Source organism: Solirhodobacter olei (assembly GCF_004010155.1).
GTDB lineage: Bacteria > Pseudomonadota > Alphaproteobacteria > Rhodobacterales > Rhodobacteraceae > Solirhodobacter > Solirhodobacter olei.
In genome coordinates, this window is sequence record NZ_RRYH01000003.1 from 1 (window position 1) to 17,790 (window position 17,790).

Consider the following 17,790-nt stretch of genomic DNA (forward strand, 5'->3'; position numbering starts at 1 on the left):
CCGAATAGAGCGTGCCGCCGCCGGAGACGATCACCGGCGCCTTGGCGGCACGGATCATCCCGGCCACCTCTTCCACCTCGTGCGGGTCGGGCTCCGGCCGGCGGATGCGCCAGACCTTCGGTTCGAAGAAGGCCTCGGGGTAATCGTAGGCCTCTGCCTGAACGTCCTGGCAGAAGGCCAGACAGACCGGGCCGCAGTTCGTCGGATCGGTCATCACGGCCAGCGCCCGCGGCAGGCAGCTCAGCAGGTGCTCCGGCCGGGTGATGCGGTCGAAGTAGCGCACCACAGGGCGGAAGCAGTCATTGGCGCTGACGGTGCCGTCGTCGAAATCCTCGATCTGCTGGAGCACCGGATCGGGCCGGCGGTTGGCGAAGACATCGCCGGGGATCAGCAGGACCGGCAGCCGGTTCACATGCGCCAGCGCGGCGGCGGTGACCATGTTGGTCGCCCCCGGGCCGATCGAGGAGGTGACCGCCATCGCCCGTCGCCGCTTCTTCGCCTTGGCATAGGCGATGGCGGCATGGGCCATGGTCTGTTCGTTCTGCCCGCGCCAGGTTGGCAGCGCGTCGCCGATGCCCTGCAGCGCCTCGCCCAGCCCCGCCACGTTGCCGTGGCCGAAGATCGCCCAGACGCCCTCGATGAAGCGCTCTCCCTCCTCGGTCATCTGAACCGAGAGCCAGCGCACCATTGCCTGCGCCGCGGTCAACCGGATCGTGTTCATCTTGTCTCCTCCCTCCGGACGTCTCAGACGGGGGCGGCCACCCGGGCCGCGATGTAATCGAACGAGGCCCCGATCGCAGCCTGCGGATCTGTCAGTGCCTGGGTCTCGGGCGAGAAACATTCGTAGGAAAAGGCGCCGTCGTAGCCCGCAGCCAGAAGCGCCGCGATCTGGGCGATGTTGCCGAGGCGGTCGTTTTCATCGACCAGCACGCGGTCGGCGTCGAGCATCTCCTCCACCGCCGGGGCGGGGTCGCTCACGCCGGAGATGTGGACGATGCCGGTGTGCGCCGGGAAAATCGGCCCGCCGCCCGCCAGCGCGTGGTGGAACGTGTCGTGGACCAGCTTGAAATGCGCCTGCGCGCCGAGCGCCTCGATCACGTCGACCAGCTCCGATTTCTGGCGGAGCGAGGAGACCGGGAAGCCCAGCGGCTCTACCAGCGCGACGAGGTCCGCCTCCTGCAGCATCGGCAGGGTCTCCTTCATGGCCAGGCGCAGGTTGGCCTGCCGCTCGCCATTCGCGGTGCCGGTGCCGTCGTTGCGGGGGATCAGGCTGATCGTTTCCGCCCCGGCGGCCTTGGCCGTGGCGATGAGCGCGCGGACCTCGGCGGCGATGGCGTCGGACCAGCTGTTGAACGGGTAGACCTGGCTGAGGCCGAGCAGGCGCAGGCCTTTGGCGCGGGCCAGCCGGCCGGCCTCGGCCGGGTCCATCCCGTCGAAGAGCGGGCGGGCAATGTCGTTGCGCACCTCGACGCCGATGCAGCCGAGCTGCGCCGCGAGGTCGAGGAAGGCCTCGTAACCCAGCCCGGGCGTGGTGATGTGGTTCAAGGCCTTGAGCATCGCGTTCCCCCTCCGGCGCGGTATCCGGGGCCGACCCTGCGCGGGCTGGGGGCCCTGCGTCAATCTGCGGGGCGGTGGAATCCATCATTCATGATGGGTTTTAACCGGGCGCCATGATGGAAAACCATCATGGCGCGCCCGCGCCTCAGATCGACTCCGGGGTGTAGAGCCGGGGTTCCAGGAAGTGCTGGCCGGGGACCGGGCTCATCCCCTCGCGCACGGCCTTTACCATGAAATCCACGAGGTCGCGGCAGAGATCGGCAAGCGGCGTCGCCATGACCAGCGTCAGGTATCGCGCGGAGAGGGCTGCGCGGCTTTCGGCGGTCAGCTCGTTCACCACGAAGGCGATCTGGCCGGGCGGCAGCGTCTCGCGCACCGCCGCAATGGCGCCCTCCATCCCGCCGCCGGCGACGTAGATGCCTTTGAGGTCCGGGTTGCGGTGCAGCAGGTCGAGTGTCGCCTCGTAGGTCACCTGCCGGGTCTCGAGGTTCACCAGCGTGTCGAGCACGGTGAAGCCCGGCGCATGCTCGCGGACGTAGGAGCGGAAGCCGGTCTCGCGCAGTTCGTGCCCGTGCCAGCGGTTGCCGCCGACAAAGACCGCGATCTTGCCGGGGGTGCGTGCGGCGGTGGCGATGGTCCAGGCCGCGATGCGGCCGACCTGCACGTTGTTGAGCCCGATATAACTTTCGCGGATGCCCTGGCCGAAATCGTTCAGGAGCGCGAAGGTCGGTACGCCGGCCCCCTTCAACTCCTGCACCGCTGCGCTGACGCCGGGATGGTTTACCGCAGCGCAGGCAATGGCATCCGCCTCCTGCCCTAGCGCGCGCATGTGGGCGGCGAAATCCTCCGGCCCCTGCGAGGGAGAGAAGCGGATCAGCGCGCGGCCGCGAATGTCGCTGCGGGCGGCGACGGCGGCGCGGATCCCGGCCGCGAAGTTCTGGTAGAACTCCTGTTTCTCCTTCAGCAGAACGAAGCCGAGGTCGAGCACTGGGAGTTCTGGCGAGAGCCGCCGCTCGATCAGGCCGCGGGCGTGGAAGCCGATGCGATGCGCGGCCTCTGCCACCCGCCGCGCGGTATCCTCGCGCACCTTCAGGCGGCCGTTGAGCACCCGGTCCACTGTGGCGGTGCTGACACCGGCGGCGCGGGCAAGATCCTCGATCGTGGGGCGTCGCGCCATCGCGGGCAGGGTCCGGTGCTGTGTCACGCGGCCGATGATGCGGGTTTCGGCCGCCGGATCAAGCCGCAAGCCCTCCGGCCGGGCGTTGCGGTTTCGTCCCCCCGCGCGGGGCCGGGTTGTCGATGGATTAAGGTTAATCGTCCGGCCTGCCGGGGATTGGCCGGCGATCCCGCTCCACCGCCACAAAAAGGACCTGCCTGCTCCCATTTCCGGATGCATTTGAAGGATGAGAGTGGCCCATCGACAGTACCCCGAGCGTAGCCAGTCCAAAATCCATCAGAAGAACATAGGCAGCTTGAATGACCCCGAAAGACCGCATGACCTCCACCAGTTCCGACAAGCGCCGCCGGGGCCTCGACGTGCTGCCCGAGATCGCGCCCCCGGAGCCGGAGATCATTCCGCCGACCACGCTCGATCGCCTGATCGACCTTGCGTCCTGGACCGGCCACCTGCTGTCGCGCGCCACCCGGCTTGCCGCCCGCGGGCTGCGATTCGCCGCCAGCCTTCGCCGCCGCGCCCGCGCCACCCGCTTGGTCTGAAACGCGCGGTCACGCGCGCGCGCCTCACTGTAATCTTCCGCGGCCGCTGCCGGCCCCTGCGCGCCCGGCTGCGCCCGAACCACGGTGCGCGGCGGAGGGGGCCGGAAAACTCCCCTTTCGACAAACCCTTACCGGGCCGTACCACCGGTCCGCGCGGCGTGGCTGCGCGTCCTGCCCGCCGGCAGATTGGGGCGCCGCTGCGTCGCGGCCCGCCGGCGTTGGCAAAAATACGCCGCATTTTTCCTGCAAACTTTGAACCTCCCGTTAACTCCCTATGCTGCACGATCATGGCAAGGGCAGTGTGCGGGCCAGGCCGAAGACGCAGATGTAGCAGTGCTGCGCAGGTGTAGGTGTATCGCGCGGGTGTAACCCCATCCGTTGAGATGGGGCCAGACGCGGTCGACGGTCCGTGCTTGGGCAGGGCGGCAGATGGGGCCGCATTTACAGGAAAGGTTTACACATGACAGGGAAGCTGATCGGGCCGCTGGCAGCGGCACTGGTATGTGTCTCTTTCTCTGCAGGGGCGGACGGCGCTCCCCTGCTGGCGGCCAGCGCGAGCCCCGGCATCGCCCGGCTCTCGACAAGTAACGCCCGTTCCTCCGAACGCCAGTTCAAGGCCTATATCACCGGCTACAGCTACTGGGACAACACGCCGCCCGGCTCCGCCGAGATCGCGCGGCCCGTCATCCATCGCCGCGCCGGCGGAACCGGGACCTACACCGACCCGGTCACCATCGCCGTGGGCCATTCCATCATCGGCGGCCAGCAGAAGCTGGACTTCCCCGCCGGCACGCGCTTCTACCTTACCCGGCTCGAGAAATACGCCGTGGTCGAGGATGTCTGCGGCGACGGCCCAGACCCGCAGGACGGCCCCTGCCATACCGGCTACAAGGGTCATCCCTGGCTTGACGTCTATGTCGGCGGGCGCCGCCAGTCGGCCGTCGCCGCCGATGCCTGCGTCCACCGCATCACCGCGCTGCAGACCATCATCATCAACCCCCGCCCGAACTACCGCGTGAGGCAGGGTGCAATCGCCGACGCCGGCTGCCGCGTGTTCTGATCCGTCAGGCCGCCCAGCCCCTCGGGGCCTCGGCTCAGCTCGCGGGCGTTGCCTCTTTCCGCCGCCGCGCGGGGGCGGCGGCATGCACCGGGACCGCTATCGCCTGGGCCGGTAGCACCGGGCCGACGGGGGCCGCGTCGGGCCGGGCCTCCTCTTCCCGGCCGGGCAGCTGCACGGTGCCCAGCCGCACCAGCTTTCCCCAGCTTGCGAGTTGGCCAGAAATCGACCGCAGAACCGCGCGGTAGACGGTGAAATAGAGGAGCTGCCGGTAACAGAACCGCTGGATGGGAACCAGAAGCAGCAGCCGGTATGTCTCCCGCCGCTCCATCCGGAAGGCCAGCGCCGCCACCGCAAGGTCCGCCAGCGGCAGCACCAGATAGCTTGCCATCACCATCGCCGGATAGGGCTGCGCCGGCCCCCCGCGCCCGACCACGAGATCCACCACGTACCGCAGCGCGACATTCAGGAAGACCAGATCCGCGACCGGCGCGAGCAGCCCGAGCAGCACTCCGAAGACCAGCAGGTCGATCAGCGAGATCAGCCCCACCGGCCGCAGCTCTCGGATCGCCCCGCGATGCTTCCAGCCGACCTGCATCATCCCCAGCGTCCAGCGCAGCCGCTGGGCGAGGAAGGCTTTCACATCCTCCGGCGCCTCTGTGTAGGAGAACGCATCCGTGCGGCAGGCGATGCGGTAGCCCGCCCGCTGCAGCGCGACGGTCAGGTCGGCATCCTCCGTCAGCGTGTCGCTGGAATAAAGCCCCACGGCGCGCACCGCGCTCGCCCGCCAGGCGCCGATGGCGCCAGGCACCACCATGACGCCGCCATAGACCTCTGCCGCGCGCCGGTCGATGTTCTGCGCGGTGATGTACTCCACCGCCTGGAACCGGGTCAGCAGCCGGTCGCGGTTGCCGACCTTCACGTTGCCCGCCACCGCGCCCACCCGGGGATCGTGGAACGGCTCCACCAGCTTGCCGATCGCATCGGGGGCCAGCAGCGTGTCGCTGTCGATGGCGACGACGATCTCGGCCCGCACCAGCCCGTAGGCGGTGCCGAGCGCCCGCGACTTGCCGCCATTGGCCTGCCGCACCACCGTGACCGGCCCGCCGGGGGGATAGGCCTCGGTCACCCGTGAATAGGTCGCGTCGGCCGAGCCGTCGTCGACCACGATTACCTCCAGCCCGGGATAGTCGCTCGCCAGCACCGAGCGGACGGTCTTCACGATCACCGCCTCCTCGTTATAGGCGGGGATGGCGACGGCGACCGAGGGCCGGTAGCTGCGGTAGGAGGGTCTGCGCCGCCGCGTCAGGGCGAGGGCGGCGAAAACCGTCATCCGCACCGGCCCCAGCAGGATCGCCCCCCAGAAGATCCAGTTCAGCCCGCTCCAGAACTGGGTGACGAAGCCGAAGGTGATCTGCTCGAACAGCGTCCGCGGCCCGGTCTCGCGCGGCATCAGCGCGTCGCGGCTCATCCCCAGCATCTCGGGAAGCGAGACGAGCTGGTAGCCCTCCGCCCTGAGGCGGTGGATCAGCAAGGGCACCGCCGCCACCGTCGCCGCCCGGTTGCCGCCGCCGTCGTGCAGCAGGATGACGTTGCCACCGATATCCTTCAGCTGCGCGAACACGCGATCGACGATCTGCTGCGGGGTCGAGGGCTTCCAGTCCGAGCTGTCGATCTGGCCCAGCACGGTGATGTAGCCCTTCTGCGCCAGCAGCGACATCGAGCGCGCGTCCGCAGTCGTGCGCGGCCCCATCCCGTCTTCGTAGGGAAACCGGAAGAGCATCGTTCCGCGCCCGGTCTGCGCCACCAGCAGCCGCTGCACCGCGTTCAGTTCCAGCCCGCCGCGCAGCGGCGTCAGATGTTCGAACTTTCCATGCAGGAAGGTGTGGGAGCCAATCTCGAACCCCTCCTGCGCCGCGCGGGCGACCACGCCGGGCGCGCCCAGCATCGCCTCGCCGACCATGAAGAAGGCCCCCGGCGCCTTGGCGGCCAGCAGCTCGTCGAGGATCTTCGGCGTGTAATTCGGGTCCGGTCCGTCATCGAAGGTCAGCGCGATCTTCTTCGGATCGGCCCGCCCGAAGCGCAGGATCGTGTAGGGCCGGGGCGGCACCGTATAGCGCGCCGCGGTAATCAGCCCGGTGCAGGGATCAAGCGTCACCTGCCGCGTGCCGGGCCGCATCGGGCTGGCCACCACCTGGAACGGCCCCTGGCCCTCGTAGCCGACGTAATCGGTCAGCTGGACGGAGGAGAGTGCCTCCACCGGCAGGGGCATGGGGGCCGCGAGCAGGGGCCAGATCCCGGGATCCTCTTCCCCCAGGGGCCAGAGCGCGATGCCGGAGATCCCGAGCCGGGCCGCGATGGTCAGCTGGTTGAAGGCGGTGGCGGCATCGAGCATCCAGATCCGGTGCGGCGCGCCATCGGCGTCGCTGTAATCCAGCGTCGCGTTGCCGCTGGCCGGATCGAAATGGACCACGGCCGCACGGCGCGCAGCACGGCGCATCGCCTCGGCATAGGGGATTTCCTCTCCCTCCGGCGCGCCGGCCTTCCAATCCATCGCGAAGCTCCCCAGCGCAAGGACCAGCTTGCTCGGCGGCACCGCCGCGGCGAGCGCCCGGGCCTGCGCCGCGAACCAGCCCTGCGGGGCCAGCGGCTCTGGCGTGGACGGGGTGCGGAAGGCCTGCACCACGATCTTGTCATACCCCGCGACGAGCGCCGGCTGCTGCCACAGCCCGTCCTCCGCCGCGCTGATCAGGCAGCGCGTCAACCCGCGCGCCTTCAGCGCCCCCGAAAGCGCGCGCAGCATCCTGTCGAGCAGCCCCGCCCCCGCATCGCCGAACCCGTTGGGTGCGATGCAGAGGCCCGCGGCACCATCCGCCTTTGCCGCCGCGGCCAGACGCTCGGCGGTCGCAGCCGGATCGACCGGCGCAGAGGACGCCGGATCGTAGCTGAGCGACAGGACCGGAAGCATCTTCATCCCGGGAATATCCGCGCGGATGCGGCGGGTGATCTGGGCCTGGTGCCCCGCCATCGGGTCCAGCCGGGTCAGGGCGCCGCCGGGCAGCGACATCTCGTAGCGCTCTGCCATCAGCACGTCGCGGGCCGTGCAGTGCTGCGCGAAGGGTGCATAGGTCCAATGCGACCAGTACGGCAGGTAGATGTGCAGCCGCCGGTTGGCCGGATCCCCGGCCGGCAAACCCGTCGTTATCGCGGCGGCGCCCGCGGAGCCCGCTCCGCCCCCGTCCAGCGGATGGCGGCAGATGGCGGGCGAGACGCTGGGCAGCGCGGCGGGCGGACCCGCGACGGGCGGCACCTCTCGCAGCGCCTGGGCAAACGCACTGCCCTGCGCGGCCAGCACCGGACCCGATGGAAGTCGCGCCACCGAAATGAGGCTGAATGCAAATACCGCAATCCAGCCAATTGCAATTGTGGCGAATAAAAAGAGGATCCGGCGAAACAATTGCTGTCGCCTGTGCGTCGGATCGGAAAATACAGGTTGGCCCCCGGCCAATTCGGCCGGAGATTTACCTGCCCCCAATCCAGAGGGCCCTCGTTCATGCATTTTTGTTTTATCAGACCGTTACCTTGTCATTCTGGCATAATCTGAATGAGGCAAAATCGTGATGATTACGGTCAATGATGTGGCGAGAATTGCGGACTTCTATGATCCCATGTTCCTGGTGCTGAAGTGGAGGCCTGTCCGATGCCCGTGACACGCCGCGCCCTCCTGCGCAGCCTCACGGCGCTGGTCCTCGCCGCGCCGGGCTGGCGGGCATGGGCCGGGGAGGGGGGCGCGCAGCCGGTCTTCCTGATCCTGGACGGCGTGGCAGGCGATGTGCCGCCCGAGGTGATGCGCCCGCTTCTTGCCGCGCTGGAACGCGCCCGGCTCCCGGCGGGCTTCCTGCTGCGCCCCGGCGGCGAGGGCGCGCGGCCGGGCATCCGACCGGGCGGGGCAGGGGACCCGACGATGCGGCTGGTGCGCGACTACCTCCTGGCCGCGCCGGAGCTGGGAGAACCGATCGCATGGGCGCCGGGCCTGGCCGAGGCGCGGCCATATTTCCAGCTGCGCGCGGCCGAGAGCGCGCGCGCCGAGGCCGCGCGCCTGCTGCCGCCGGGGCCGGAGCCGGGGGCGGCGGCCCTCGCGCCCGTCACGCTGGCCACGGCGGGACAGGGCCAGCCCATGGACCTGTCCGGCATCCGGGCGATGGGATTCCGCAACCTCGCCTTCCTTGACGCGACCGGCGCGCCCGGCGCCTCGGACCGCTGCGGGGCGGCGATGCCCTGCCTGCGCGGCAGCCTCTCCTGGCAGCCCGGGGTGCCGCTCGCAGGCCCGCTTGCCCGCTATGGCGTGAGCGGGCCGGTGCAGCTGATCCTGCCGCTCGACCGGCTCGCGGCACTAGGCCCCGCCGCGCGGGAGGCGGAGATCGCCCGCGTCATCGGTGATATTGCCGACGGCATCGGTGCGGGCCGGCTGTCCGCCGCTTTGCCGCGTGACAATGTGCTGTGGTTTGCCGCGGATACCGCCCGTTTTGTTGGCCTGCTCGTCGTCCCGCCTGCCGATCCGGCCCGCCGGGCGGAATTCGCCGCTTTCACCGCCGCGCTGAACCGGGCCGGGATCGTCTACAGCCTCGTCGAACCCGGGTCCCGTGCAGGGCCGGCCGACTGCGTCGACCTGCGCCCCGGCGGCCCCCCACTGGCGCCGGGCGGTCCAGCCCCCTGCGTCTTCCTGCGTGCCGGGGCGGCCCCGGCCGGGCCGCTTGCCGCGGCGGGGGTGGTGGCGGTGCTCGACCCTTCGGGCCCTGCGACGCCGCGGCTCGACCCCGAAGGCATCCTGCATCTTCCCGCCCCGCCGGTGGCCCTGGCTCTGGCCGGGCGCGAGGCGGGTCAGGACCCGGCCGCGGGGCTGCGCGACCTGGTCCTGACCGCCGCGCCCGAGGCCTATGCCGACGGCCATGATCGCGATCGCATCCTGCAGGGGCTGGCCGGGCTGAAGGCGCGCGGACCGACCGAGTTCCGCCCCCTTCCGGCCTATCTGCGCGGCCTCCTGCCCGCCGATCCGGTCGAGGCGCTGATGCGCACAACCCGGCGCGACGCCCTTGCCGACCCGCCGGCCCCGCCCGACGACAGCCCGGCGCGGCAGGCGGCCCTGCGCGAGGATGCCCGCGTCGCCTTCGCCTATTTCACCCGGATGAGCGAGCGGTCGACCGGCCTCTACGCCTCCGCCGTCTTCGACGGGCCGCAGTCGCGCAGCCTGCAGCGCATGCTGACCATGTGGGACTTCGCCAACCTGATCCAGGGCGTCCTGGCCGCGCATGAGCTGGGCCTGATGAGCGACGACGACTACCGCGCCCGCGCCCGCGCCATCCTCGGCAATCTTCCGGCAGGGCGCATCGCCGGGCTGACACTCCCCAACAGCGAGATCGACACCAGCCGCCGCGCTGCCCGCGCCTGGGATTACAATCCCTTCGACACCGGCCACCTTCTGAGCGCGCTGCACGAGCTGAACCGTCACCCGCTCTCGCGCGGGCTGGCGGAACCCCATGTCGAGAAGTGGCAGATTTCTCGCACGGTGGTGGGGGGGCGGATCCAATGGGTCTCCAACGGGCGGCTCGCGCCGGCGCCGGCTTCGCAATACTCCCATTACACCGCCCGCGCCTTCGCCCTCTGGGGGATCGCTGCGAACAGCCCCTATGACACCCCCGCCACCCTGCCCGAGACCGACCGGCAGATGGCGCTGCTCTACACCGTCGCCGATATCGGCTCGCTCGGAACCGAGCCGATGCTGGTCGAGGGGGTGGAGATGGGCCTCTCGCCGCCCTCGGCCTATCTCTCCGACGTGCTCTTCTTCGCCCAGAAGCGCGCCTATGCGGAAAGCGGCGAGCTTTACTGCGTCTCGGAAGGGCCGATCGACCGCGCGCCCTGGTTCGTCTACGAGGGCCTCCGCGTCGACCGGCCCGACGATCCCTGGATGGTCGAGCCGATCAGCCGCGCCCCGGAATACGACAGCGCCGCCTTCCGGGCGTCGATGCGGCTGGTCAGCCCGAAGGCGGCCTTCCTCTGGGCCGCGATGCGGCCTGGGTCCTATTCGGACCTGCTTCTTGCCTATGTCCGCGCCCGGGCGCGGCTGGAAAAGGGCGGCTACGCCTCCGGCATCTATGCCAAGACCGGCAAGCCCACCGCTTTCTACACCGATATCAACACCAACGGCGTCATTCTTCAGGCGATCGCCTATATCCTGCGCGGCCGCAGGCCGAGGCCCGTGTGAGCCGTCTCAGCCGCCGCGCCGCGCCGTCGCGCGGCCAAGCGCGGCGAGGTAATCCTGTCGTGCCCGGGCGCGGTGGCGGGCAAGCGCCACGGCCTCCGCGGGCGGGATCGCGCTGAACCGCACCGCATCGCGCGGGCGAAGCTGGGCGAATCCGTCAAGATCGGCATCCACCACCGTCGCGATCTTCGGATAGCCGCCGGTCGTCTGGTGATCGGCCAGAAGCACCACCGGCACCCCGTCGCCCGCCACCTGGACCGAGCCGCGCAGGATCGCCTCCGACGGGATGCCGAGTGCCGCCTCCGGCACTAGCGCCGGGCCGGAGAGGCGCACGCCCATCCGGTCATAGGCGTCGGAGAGCGTGTAGCGGGCGGACAGGAACGCCTCCACCGCCTCCGCCCCGAAGAAGCGGTCCTGTGGGCCGAGGACCACGCGCGCCGTGTGGCGGGGCCGGGCGATGACCGGGCAGGGGATCGGGCCTTCGAGCACGGGGCGGATCTGTGCCTCGGCAATCTCGATCGCCTGTCCGGTGCGGATCACCCCGCCGCCGAGGCCCGAAAGCGCATGGGTCGAGGCGCTGCCGAGCCAGTCCCCGGCCTGAAGCGCACCGGCGAAGGCAACGTAGCACCAGCTGCCCCAGGGACCGGGGCGGATCACCAGCCGCTCGCCCTCGCGGAGCGTGAGGATGTGCCAGGAGCCGAGCGGCCCGCCAGCGGCCTCGACGATGAACCCGCCGCCGGCGATGGCGAGGGTCACGGCGCCTTCGCTGCAGGAGAGGGTCAGCCCGCCGCGCGAGACCTCGATCCCTGCCGCGCCGGGCGCATTGCCGAGCGCGGTGTTCGCGGCGGCGAGCGCCAGCCGGTCCATCGCGCCGGATTCCGGCACGCCGAATCGCATGCGCCCCATCCGCCCGCCGTCCTGCACCGAGACGAGCGGCCCCGCGAAGCCGATCTTCAGCCGCGCGCCGCTCATGCCTTGCCCTCCGCCCGGGCGAAATCGTCCCGGCCGACCCGGCGGAAGATCACCTTGTCGCCAACGTCGAACAGGAAGGGCCGGTCGGGATCGCCGGTCAGGATCGGCGTCGGCGAGCGGCCGATGACCCACCAGCCCGTGGGCATGGTCAGCGTGGTCACAAGGCATTGTGCCCCGGCCACGATCAGGCTGCCCGCCGGGATGCCGCGCACCGGCGCAGGCTTGCGCGGCTGGCGGATCGCCTCCGGCACCCCGGCGAGATAGGCGTAGCCGGGCGCGAAGCCGTACATGAAGACGCGGTAGTCGCCGGCCAGATGGGCCGCGATCACCGCTTCCACGCTCATCCCGCAAAGCTCGGCCAGAGCGGGCAGGTCGGGGGCGAGGTCCCCCTCGTAGCAGGCCAGAACCTCGCGTACCGCCGGGTCCGGACGCGGCCCGGCCTTTGCGCCGAGCAGGGCACGGAGCGCGGCCTCGGCCGCCGCGTGATCGGTCTCCAGCGGGTCGAAATCCACCAGCAGGTTTACATAGGCCGGGATCGCCTCGCGGAACCCGGGAAAGGGGGCGGCCGCCAGCGCGCCGTCAAGCCGCAGCACGGCCTCATGCGCGGCATCGCTGATCTCGCTGCCGAATTCGACCAGGAGGGCATGCTCGGCCACCGGCCGGAACGCGGGATCCGCCATGGCTCAGCCGGCGAGGAAGGGGGCGACGGTGACGCCCGCACCCGCCAGGCGCGCGCGGATCTGCCCGGCGGTGGCGACGGCGACCGGGTTGTCGCCATGCACGCAGACCGATTGCGCGGCGAGCGGGATCGCCTCGCCCTCGATCGTCGGCATCCGCCCGCTTTCAAGGAAACGGATCAGCCGCTCGGCGGCCTCGTCGGCGTCATGCAGCATCGCGCCCGGCCGCGACCGGGGCACGAGCTGTCCGTCGGGCATGTAGGCGCGGTCGGCGAAGATCTCCGAGAACACCGGGGCGCCTGCGGTCCGTGCCGCCCGCTCCAGCGCGGTGCCGGATATTGCGAGGATCGAGAGCCCGCCGGGCAGAGCCTGCACCGCGGCCACGATCGCCTCGGCCACCGCCATGTCGGCCGCCGCGAGATTGCCGAGCGCGCCATGCGGTTTCACGTAGCGCACCTCCACCGGCACCAGGGCCGCGACATGGACGAGCGCGCCGATCTGCGCCGCAACCATCCGGCCGATCTCGGCCGGGGTCATCGGGATCACCCGGCGCCCGAAGCCCTCGCGGTCCGGATAGCCCGGATGGGCGCCCACAATCACGCCGCGCGCATCGGCGAGCTTCAGGGTCTCGAACATCGTCTCCGGATCGCTGGCATGGCCGCCGCAGGCGATGTTGGCGGAAGTAACGATGCCCAGCATCTCCTTGTCATCGCCCATTTTCCACGGGCCGAAGCCCTCGCCCAGATCGGAGTTGAGGTCGATCACCTGCGCCATGTCCTGTCCTTGCCTTGAATGCCGGAGAAGGGATTGCCCCGGCAACGGCGGCATATTGACCGGCGAATCCGCCTCCGGCAATGGTGGGCGGGCGGCGATCCGCCGACCAAGGCAAGGGGATGACGATGAGCGGCGTGGCAAGGTTCTCTCTCTGGGACGCATCTGCGGAAGAGGCAGAGACCGACGCGCCGCTGGGCGGCGACCGGACCACCGATCTCGCCATCGTCGGCGGGGGCTTCACCGGGCTTTCGACAGCACTTCATGCCGCAGCCGCGGGCATGGGCGTGCAGGTGCTGGAGGCCGAGAAGATCGGCTTCGGCGGCTCGGGCCGCAACGTTGGCCTCGTCAACGCCGGGCTCTGGGTGCCGCCGGCCGAGGTGCTGTCGCATATGGGCCAAGCCGAGGGACGGGCGCTGCTGGACTTCCTCGGCGCCGCGCCAGCCTATGTCTTCGATCTGATCGAAAAGCACCAGATCCGCTGCGAGCCGACGCGGACGGGCACCATCCACGCCGCCCATTCGACGAAGGGCTACGAGGATCTTGCGCGCAGGGCAGAGGGCTGGAAGGCGCTCGGCGCCCCCGTGGATCTGCTTTCGCGCGAAGAAACCCGGGCGCGGACCGGAAGCGCGGCCTTCTACGGCGGCCTTCTCGACCGGCGGGCAGGGACGATCAACCCGATGGGCTATGCCCGCGGCCTCGCCCGCGCGGCACGGGCGGCGGGGGCGGAGATCAGCACCGGCACCCCGGCCCTGTCGCTGGAGCGGGCGGGTGAGGGCTGGCGGATCCGCACCCCCTCGGGCACGGTCACCGCGCGCTACGTGGTGCTGGCGACCAACGCCTACAGCGGCGCGCTCTGGCCCGGGCTTTCCCGCAGCTTCACGCCGCTGAACTTCTTCCAGATCGCGACGGAGCCGCTGGGCAGCCGCGTTTCCCACATCCTGCCGGAGCGGCAGGGCCTCTGGGACACCGCGCCGATCATGTTCTCGTTCCGGCGGGACGCGGCGGGGCGGCTGATCCTCGGCTCGATGGGGTCGGTCTCCGCGCTCTCCGAGCGCTGGGCGCGGCGGCGCCTGGCGCGGCTTTACCCCGAGCTTGGCCCTGTGCGGTTCGAAGCCCCCTGGCACGGCCGCATCGCCATGACGCCGGACCATTTCCCGAAGATCCACCGGCTGGCCGAGGGGCTTTACACGCCGATGGGTTATTCAGGGCGCGGCATCACCACGGGCACCGTCTTCGGCCGGGCCGTCGCCGCGCTTCTCACCGGCGGGCCGGCGGAACTGCCGCTGCCCCTGACCGAGCCGAAGCCGGTCGCCGGCCGGGCATTGCGGGAGGCGTTCTACGCCTCTGCCTTCGCGGCGGCGCAGTTGGCGCGCAGCCTTTGAGACCGCTCAGGCGGTGAAATAGGGCGCGAGGTTGGCGCGGACGCGGTCCAGCACCGTCTCGCCCGACAGATCGGGGACGAAGGGCGTGCCGGTGATCCGCTCGTATGCCTCGGTATAGACGCGGCTGGTCTTCTCGATCATCTCGGCCGGGATCTCGGGCACGGGGTCGCGATAGGGATCGCAGCGCTCCGCCACCCAGGCGCGGATCACGTCCTTGTCGAACGACGGTGGGCGGGTACCGGAGGCGAGCGCCGCCTCGTAGCCCTCAGCGATCCAGTAGCGCGAGGAATCCGGGGTGTGGATCTCGTCCGCCAGCAGGATCCGGCCGTCGCGGTCCAGGCCGAATTCGTACTTGGTGTCGACGAGGATCAGCCCGCGCTCCCGCGCCATCTCCTGCCCGCGCGCGAAGAGGCGCAGCGAATAATCCGCGACCTGATCCCATTGCGCCTGGGTCAGCAGCCCCTCGGCCACGATCTGCGCCGCCGTCAGCGGCTCGTCATGGCCGCCGTCGAAGGCCTTGGAGGTCGGCGTGATGATCGGCGTGGGCAGCGCCGCGTTGTCGCGCAGGCCACCCGGCAGGCGGTGGCCGTACATCTCGCGCTGGCCCTTCCTGTAAAGCGTCAGGATCGAGGTGCCCGTGGTCCCGGCCAGATAGCCGCGCACCACCATCTCCACCGGCAGGATCTCCAGCCTCTGGCCCAGCACGACGTTCGGATCGGGATAGCCGAGCACGTGGTTGGGGCAGATGTCGCCCGTCGCCTCGAACCAGAAGCGGGCGACCTGGGTCAGCACCTGGCCCTTGTAGGGCACCGAGCAGAGGATCCGGTCGAAGGCCGACAGCCGGTCGGAGGAGATGATCAGCCGGCGTCCGTCCGGCAGGTCGTAATTGTCCCGCACCTTGCCGAAATAGGGATTCGGCAGTTCCGGGATGACGGCTTTTTCCAGGATGCGCATGGGGCCTCCGTCCGCAGGGCTCGCGCGTCTCATCCGCCGCCGGGGCCGCGGAGTCAACCGGGACCGGGGCCCGCGGGGCCGGCCGGTGCGGGCCGTGACCGCAAAAGCGGCTCAGTAGCCGTGGGTCTGCTGCCAGAACTGGTAGTAATAGGCCAGCGCCCCGGCGGCGATCAGCGCCACCACCACGGCGCCCGCGATCTTCCAGGCCGACCAGGGCCGCTCTCCCTGCACCCGGCCGGACTGGCCGTTGACGACGAAGCGGTAGCTCTTTCCGCCGTACTTGTAGGCCGCCATCCAGACCGGCAGCAGGATATGCTTGAAGGTCTCGCCGGAAGCCTGCGTATCGATGGAGATAATCCGCTGCTGGTCGCCGCCGATGTCGCGCCGCACGTCGGCCTCGATCACCTGGTCCATCCGCGCCCGCGCCTCGGCATGGCCGTCCTGCAGGCCGACGGTGTAGCCCTCGGACTGGAAGCCCGCGAGGTAGTCCGGCGAATAGTCCCGAAGCTCCGCCAGCGTCCAGGGCTCCAGCGCGTCAAGGTAACGTTGCGGCAGGCCCTTGGAGGCCATCACCAGCACGTCGTCGAACCGCCGCCCGACCGTACCCGCCGCCGGGTACCAGGCGACATGGGGAACCTGCTCCGTTCGCTGCTCCATCCGGCCATTGACGTTCACTGTGACGGTGCGGGTCTCGTACCAGACCTCGCCGCGCTCGCCCTGGTAGGCTGACACGGTTTCGGCGTCGAAGGTCCAGTAGGGGACGTAGATGCCCGTGAGCGCGCGGCCCTTGCGGGCGTATTCCTGCAGGCCCGAGGGAGCGAACCAAAGCCGGCCCAGCCAGTCCGTCATGGCCTTCCGCGCCTCTGCCTCGCCAAGGGCGAAAGGGATCACCCCCTGCGGCTTGAAGCGCCGCGTGGCCCCGGTGCCGGCAACGACGGGCGTGGCGCAGAACGGGCATTCGGAGGAATGCACGTCCGGCGGCAGCGTGAAGGCCGCGCCACAGGAGGGGCAGGTGACGTTCTGCACCGTCTCGAGCGCGGCGGAGGGCACGGCCTCGGCGACCGCGCTGAGATAGTCGAGCTCGGCGATCGTATCGGGGGCAAGGTTGCCGGCGCCGGCAATCGACTGCACGTGCCCGCAATGGTCGCAGACAAGCGAGGTCTGCCCCGGCGCGAACCTCAGCTCCGCGCCGCAAGCCTCGCATTTGTAATGGATATCGGCGCCCGCCGATGCGCCCGCCCCGGCCTCGGCCATGGGGTCACGACCCCGAGGCGGTGGGCGGTGCCGGAGGCGGCGGGGGCGGCGGCATCACGGTGAAAAGCTGCGCCAGCTCGGTGATCTCGCCCGCCTGAGTCCAGCCGTCGAGGCCCGGGGTCCAGACCAGGGTCGCGCGTGTCAGCCCGCCCTCCATCGCCATCCGGCCAAGCGTGGCGCGGCTGAACGGGCCCGTGGTCTCGCCGTTCTCGGCAATGTGCCAGACCTTCTCGACCGGCGGCGGAGGCGGGGGCGGCGGGGCGGCATAAGCGGGCTGCGCCGCCTGCGGGACGGCGCCCCAAGGGCCTGCCACCATCTGCTGCGCCATCCCGACGCCCATCCCGGCGCCCATCCCCGTCGCCATCGCGGCGCCGGCGCCCGACTGCGGGTTGTTCATCGCCTCCGCCGCCGAGAACTGGGTGTATTTGGACAGATCCCCGGCCAGCCCCACAGAGGTGCGCTTGTCCAGAACCTTCTCCACCTCCTCGGGCAGCGACACGTTCTCGATGTAGAACTCCGGCAGGACCAGCCCGTAGTTCGCGACGGTGGGCGCGATAGCCGCGGCGACGATCTTTCCGAGGTCCCCGGTGTTCGCCGCCATGTCGAGCACCGGAATGTTCGATTTTGCCATGGTCTGGCTGAATTCCTGCACGATCACATTGCGGATCTGGTCGGATATTTCATCTGCCGTAAATTCGCCGTCGGTGCCCACGACCTCCTTCAGGAACTTCCCGGGGTCGGCCACGCGCATCGCATAGGTGCCATAGGCGCGGATGCGCACTGGGCCGAATTCGGGGTCGCGGCAGATGATCGGATTCTTGGTGCCCCATTTGAGGTCGTTGAACCGCGTTGTGTTGACGAAATAGACCTCGGCCTTGAAGGGCGACTGGAAGCCGTGATCCCAGTGCTGCAGCGTGGTCAGGATCGGCATGTTGTTGGTCTCCAGCATGTAGAGACCGGGGGTGAAGACATCGGCCAGCTGGCCCTCGTTCACGAAGACCGCCGACTGGCCCTCGCGCACCGTCAGCTTGGCGCCGTACTTGATCGCGTTGCCGCGCCGCTCGAACCGCCACACCATCGTGTCGCGGGTGTCATCGGTCCAGGCGATGACGTCGATGAACTCGCCGCCGAGGAAGTTGAAGAGGGCCATGCTGCTATCCTTTCCAACGCCGGGGCGGCCTGCATCTG

14 protein-coding genes are annotated in these 17,790 nt (G+C 70.1%); 4 read left to right on the forward strand and 10 right to left on the reverse strand.

From position 1 onward, the window contains the following. The 3 genes from EIP85_RS02230 to EIP85_RS02240 all read right to left on the reverse strand — a co-directional run. The coding region (locus EIP85_RS02230) for a thiamine pyrophosphate-binding protein (protein ID WP_277749279.1) at nucleotides 1-721 on the reverse strand (721 nt) is incomplete at its 3' end. Between the two features lie 23 nt (nucleotides 722-744). Further along, nucleotides 745-1,557 carry a TIM barrel protein gene (locus EIP85_RS02235; protein ID WP_127900524.1) on the reverse strand — a complete coding sequence of 271 codons (813 nt, stop codon included), beginning with the start codon at nucleotides 1,555-1,557 and terminating at the stop codon, nucleotides 745-747. 145 nt (nucleotides 1,558-1,702) lie between these two features. Next, the gene (locus EIP85_RS02240; protein ID WP_338325333.1) at nucleotides 1,703-2,803 is read right to left on the reverse strand and encodes a LacI family DNA-binding transcriptional regulator; all 1,101 of its coding nucleotides are present in this window, start codon (nucleotides 2,801-2,803) and stop codon (nucleotides 1,703-1,705) included. Between the two features lie 230 nt (nucleotides 2,804-3,033). On the opposite strand from EIP85_RS02240, the gene EIP85_RS02245 reads away from it, so the two are divergent. Together EIP85_RS02245 and EIP85_RS02250 are read left to right on the forward strand one after the other, a co-directional pair. Next, entirely contained in the window at nucleotides 3,034-3,273 is a 240-nt protein-coding gene (locus tag EIP85_RS02245; protein ID WP_127900525.1) for a hypothetical protein, read from the forward strand. A 460-nt stretch (nucleotides 3,274-3,733) separates the two neighbouring features. Beyond that, a complete protein-coding gene (locus EIP85_RS02250) occupies nucleotides 3,734-4,333 on the forward strand; it encodes a hypothetical protein (protein WP_127900526.1) in 600 nt (199 codons plus the stop codon). 34 nt (nucleotides 4,334-4,367) lie between these two features. On the opposite strand, the gene EIP85_RS02255 is transcribed toward EIP85_RS02250, so the two are convergent. Then, nucleotides 4,368-7,709 carry a glycosyltransferase gene (locus EIP85_RS02255; RefSeq protein ID WP_127900527.1) on the reverse strand — a complete coding sequence of 1,114 codons (3,342 nt, stop codon included), beginning with the start codon at nucleotides 7,707-7,709 and terminating at the stop codon, nucleotides 4,368-4,370. A 321-nt stretch (nucleotides 7,710-8,030) separates the two neighbouring features. On the opposite strand from EIP85_RS02255, the gene EIP85_RS02260 reads away from it, so the two are divergent. Beyond that, nucleotides 8,031-10,592: a DUF3131 domain-containing protein gene (locus EIP85_RS02260; protein WP_127900528.1), complete on the forward strand. Its 2,562-nt coding sequence runs from the start codon at nucleotides 8,031-8,033 to the stop codon at nucleotides 10,590-10,592. A gap of 6 nt (nucleotides 10,593-10,598) precedes the next feature. Here the strand turns inward: EIP85_RS02260 and EIP85_RS02265 are convergent, their stop codons facing one another. From EIP85_RS02265 to EIP85_RS02275, 3 genes are read right to left on the reverse strand one after another with little or no spacing between them, the layout of a single operon-like run. After that, complete coding sequence (locus EIP85_RS02265; protein WP_127900529.1) at nucleotides 10,599-11,561, reverse strand: 5-oxoprolinase subunit C family protein; 963 nt, start codon at nucleotides 11,559-11,561, stop codon at nucleotides 10,599-10,601. Beyond that, nucleotides 11,558-12,241 (reverse strand): 5-oxoprolinase subunit B family protein, encoded by a 684-nt coding sequence (locus tag EIP85_RS02270; protein ID WP_127900530.1) that lies wholly within the window; start codon nucleotides 12,239-12,241, stop codon nucleotides 11,558-11,560. The genes EIP85_RS02265 and EIP85_RS02270 overlap by 4 nt, the downstream gene beginning before the upstream one ends. Nucleotides 12,242-12,244: 3 nt before the next feature. Then, nucleotides 12,245-13,012: a LamB/YcsF family protein gene (locus EIP85_RS02275; RefSeq protein WP_127900531.1), complete on the reverse strand. Its 768-nt coding sequence runs from the start codon at nucleotides 13,010-13,012 to the stop codon at nucleotides 12,245-12,247. 125 nt (nucleotides 13,013-13,137) lie between these two features. Between EIP85_RS02275 and EIP85_RS02280 the strand changes: the two genes are divergently transcribed. After that, entirely contained in the window at nucleotides 13,138-14,394 is a 1,257-nt protein-coding gene (locus EIP85_RS02280) for an NAD(P)/FAD-dependent oxidoreductase (RefSeq protein WP_127900532.1), read from the forward strand. Nucleotides 14,395-14,400: 6 nt separating this feature from the next. Here EIP85_RS02280 and EIP85_RS02285 read toward each other — a convergent pair whose 3' ends face one another. The 3 genes from EIP85_RS02285 to EIP85_RS02295 all read right to left on the reverse strand — a co-directional run bounded on the left by EIP85_RS02285 (nucleotide 14,401) and on the right by EIP85_RS02295 (nucleotide 17,752). Continuing rightward, nucleotides 14,401-15,348, reverse strand: coding sequence for a phosphoribosylaminoimidazolesuccinocarboxamide synthase (locus EIP85_RS02285; protein WP_127900533.1), 948 nt, complete (start codon nucleotides 15,346-15,348; stop codon nucleotides 14,401-14,403). Between the two features lie 111 nt (nucleotides 15,349-15,459). Then, nucleotides 15,460-16,602 (reverse strand): primosomal protein N' (replication factor Y) - superfamily II helicase, encoded by a 1,143-nt coding sequence (locus EIP85_RS02290; protein WP_127900534.1) that lies wholly within the window; start codon nucleotides 16,600-16,602, stop codon nucleotides 15,460-15,462. A 4-nt stretch (nucleotides 16,603-16,606) separates the two neighbouring features. Then, the gene (locus EIP85_RS02295) at nucleotides 16,607-17,752 is read right to left on the reverse strand and encodes an SPFH domain-containing protein (protein ID WP_127900535.1); all 1,146 of its coding nucleotides are present in this window, start codon (nucleotides 17,750-17,752) and stop codon (nucleotides 16,607-16,609) included. Between the last annotated feature and the right edge of the window lie 38 nt (nucleotides 17,753-17,790).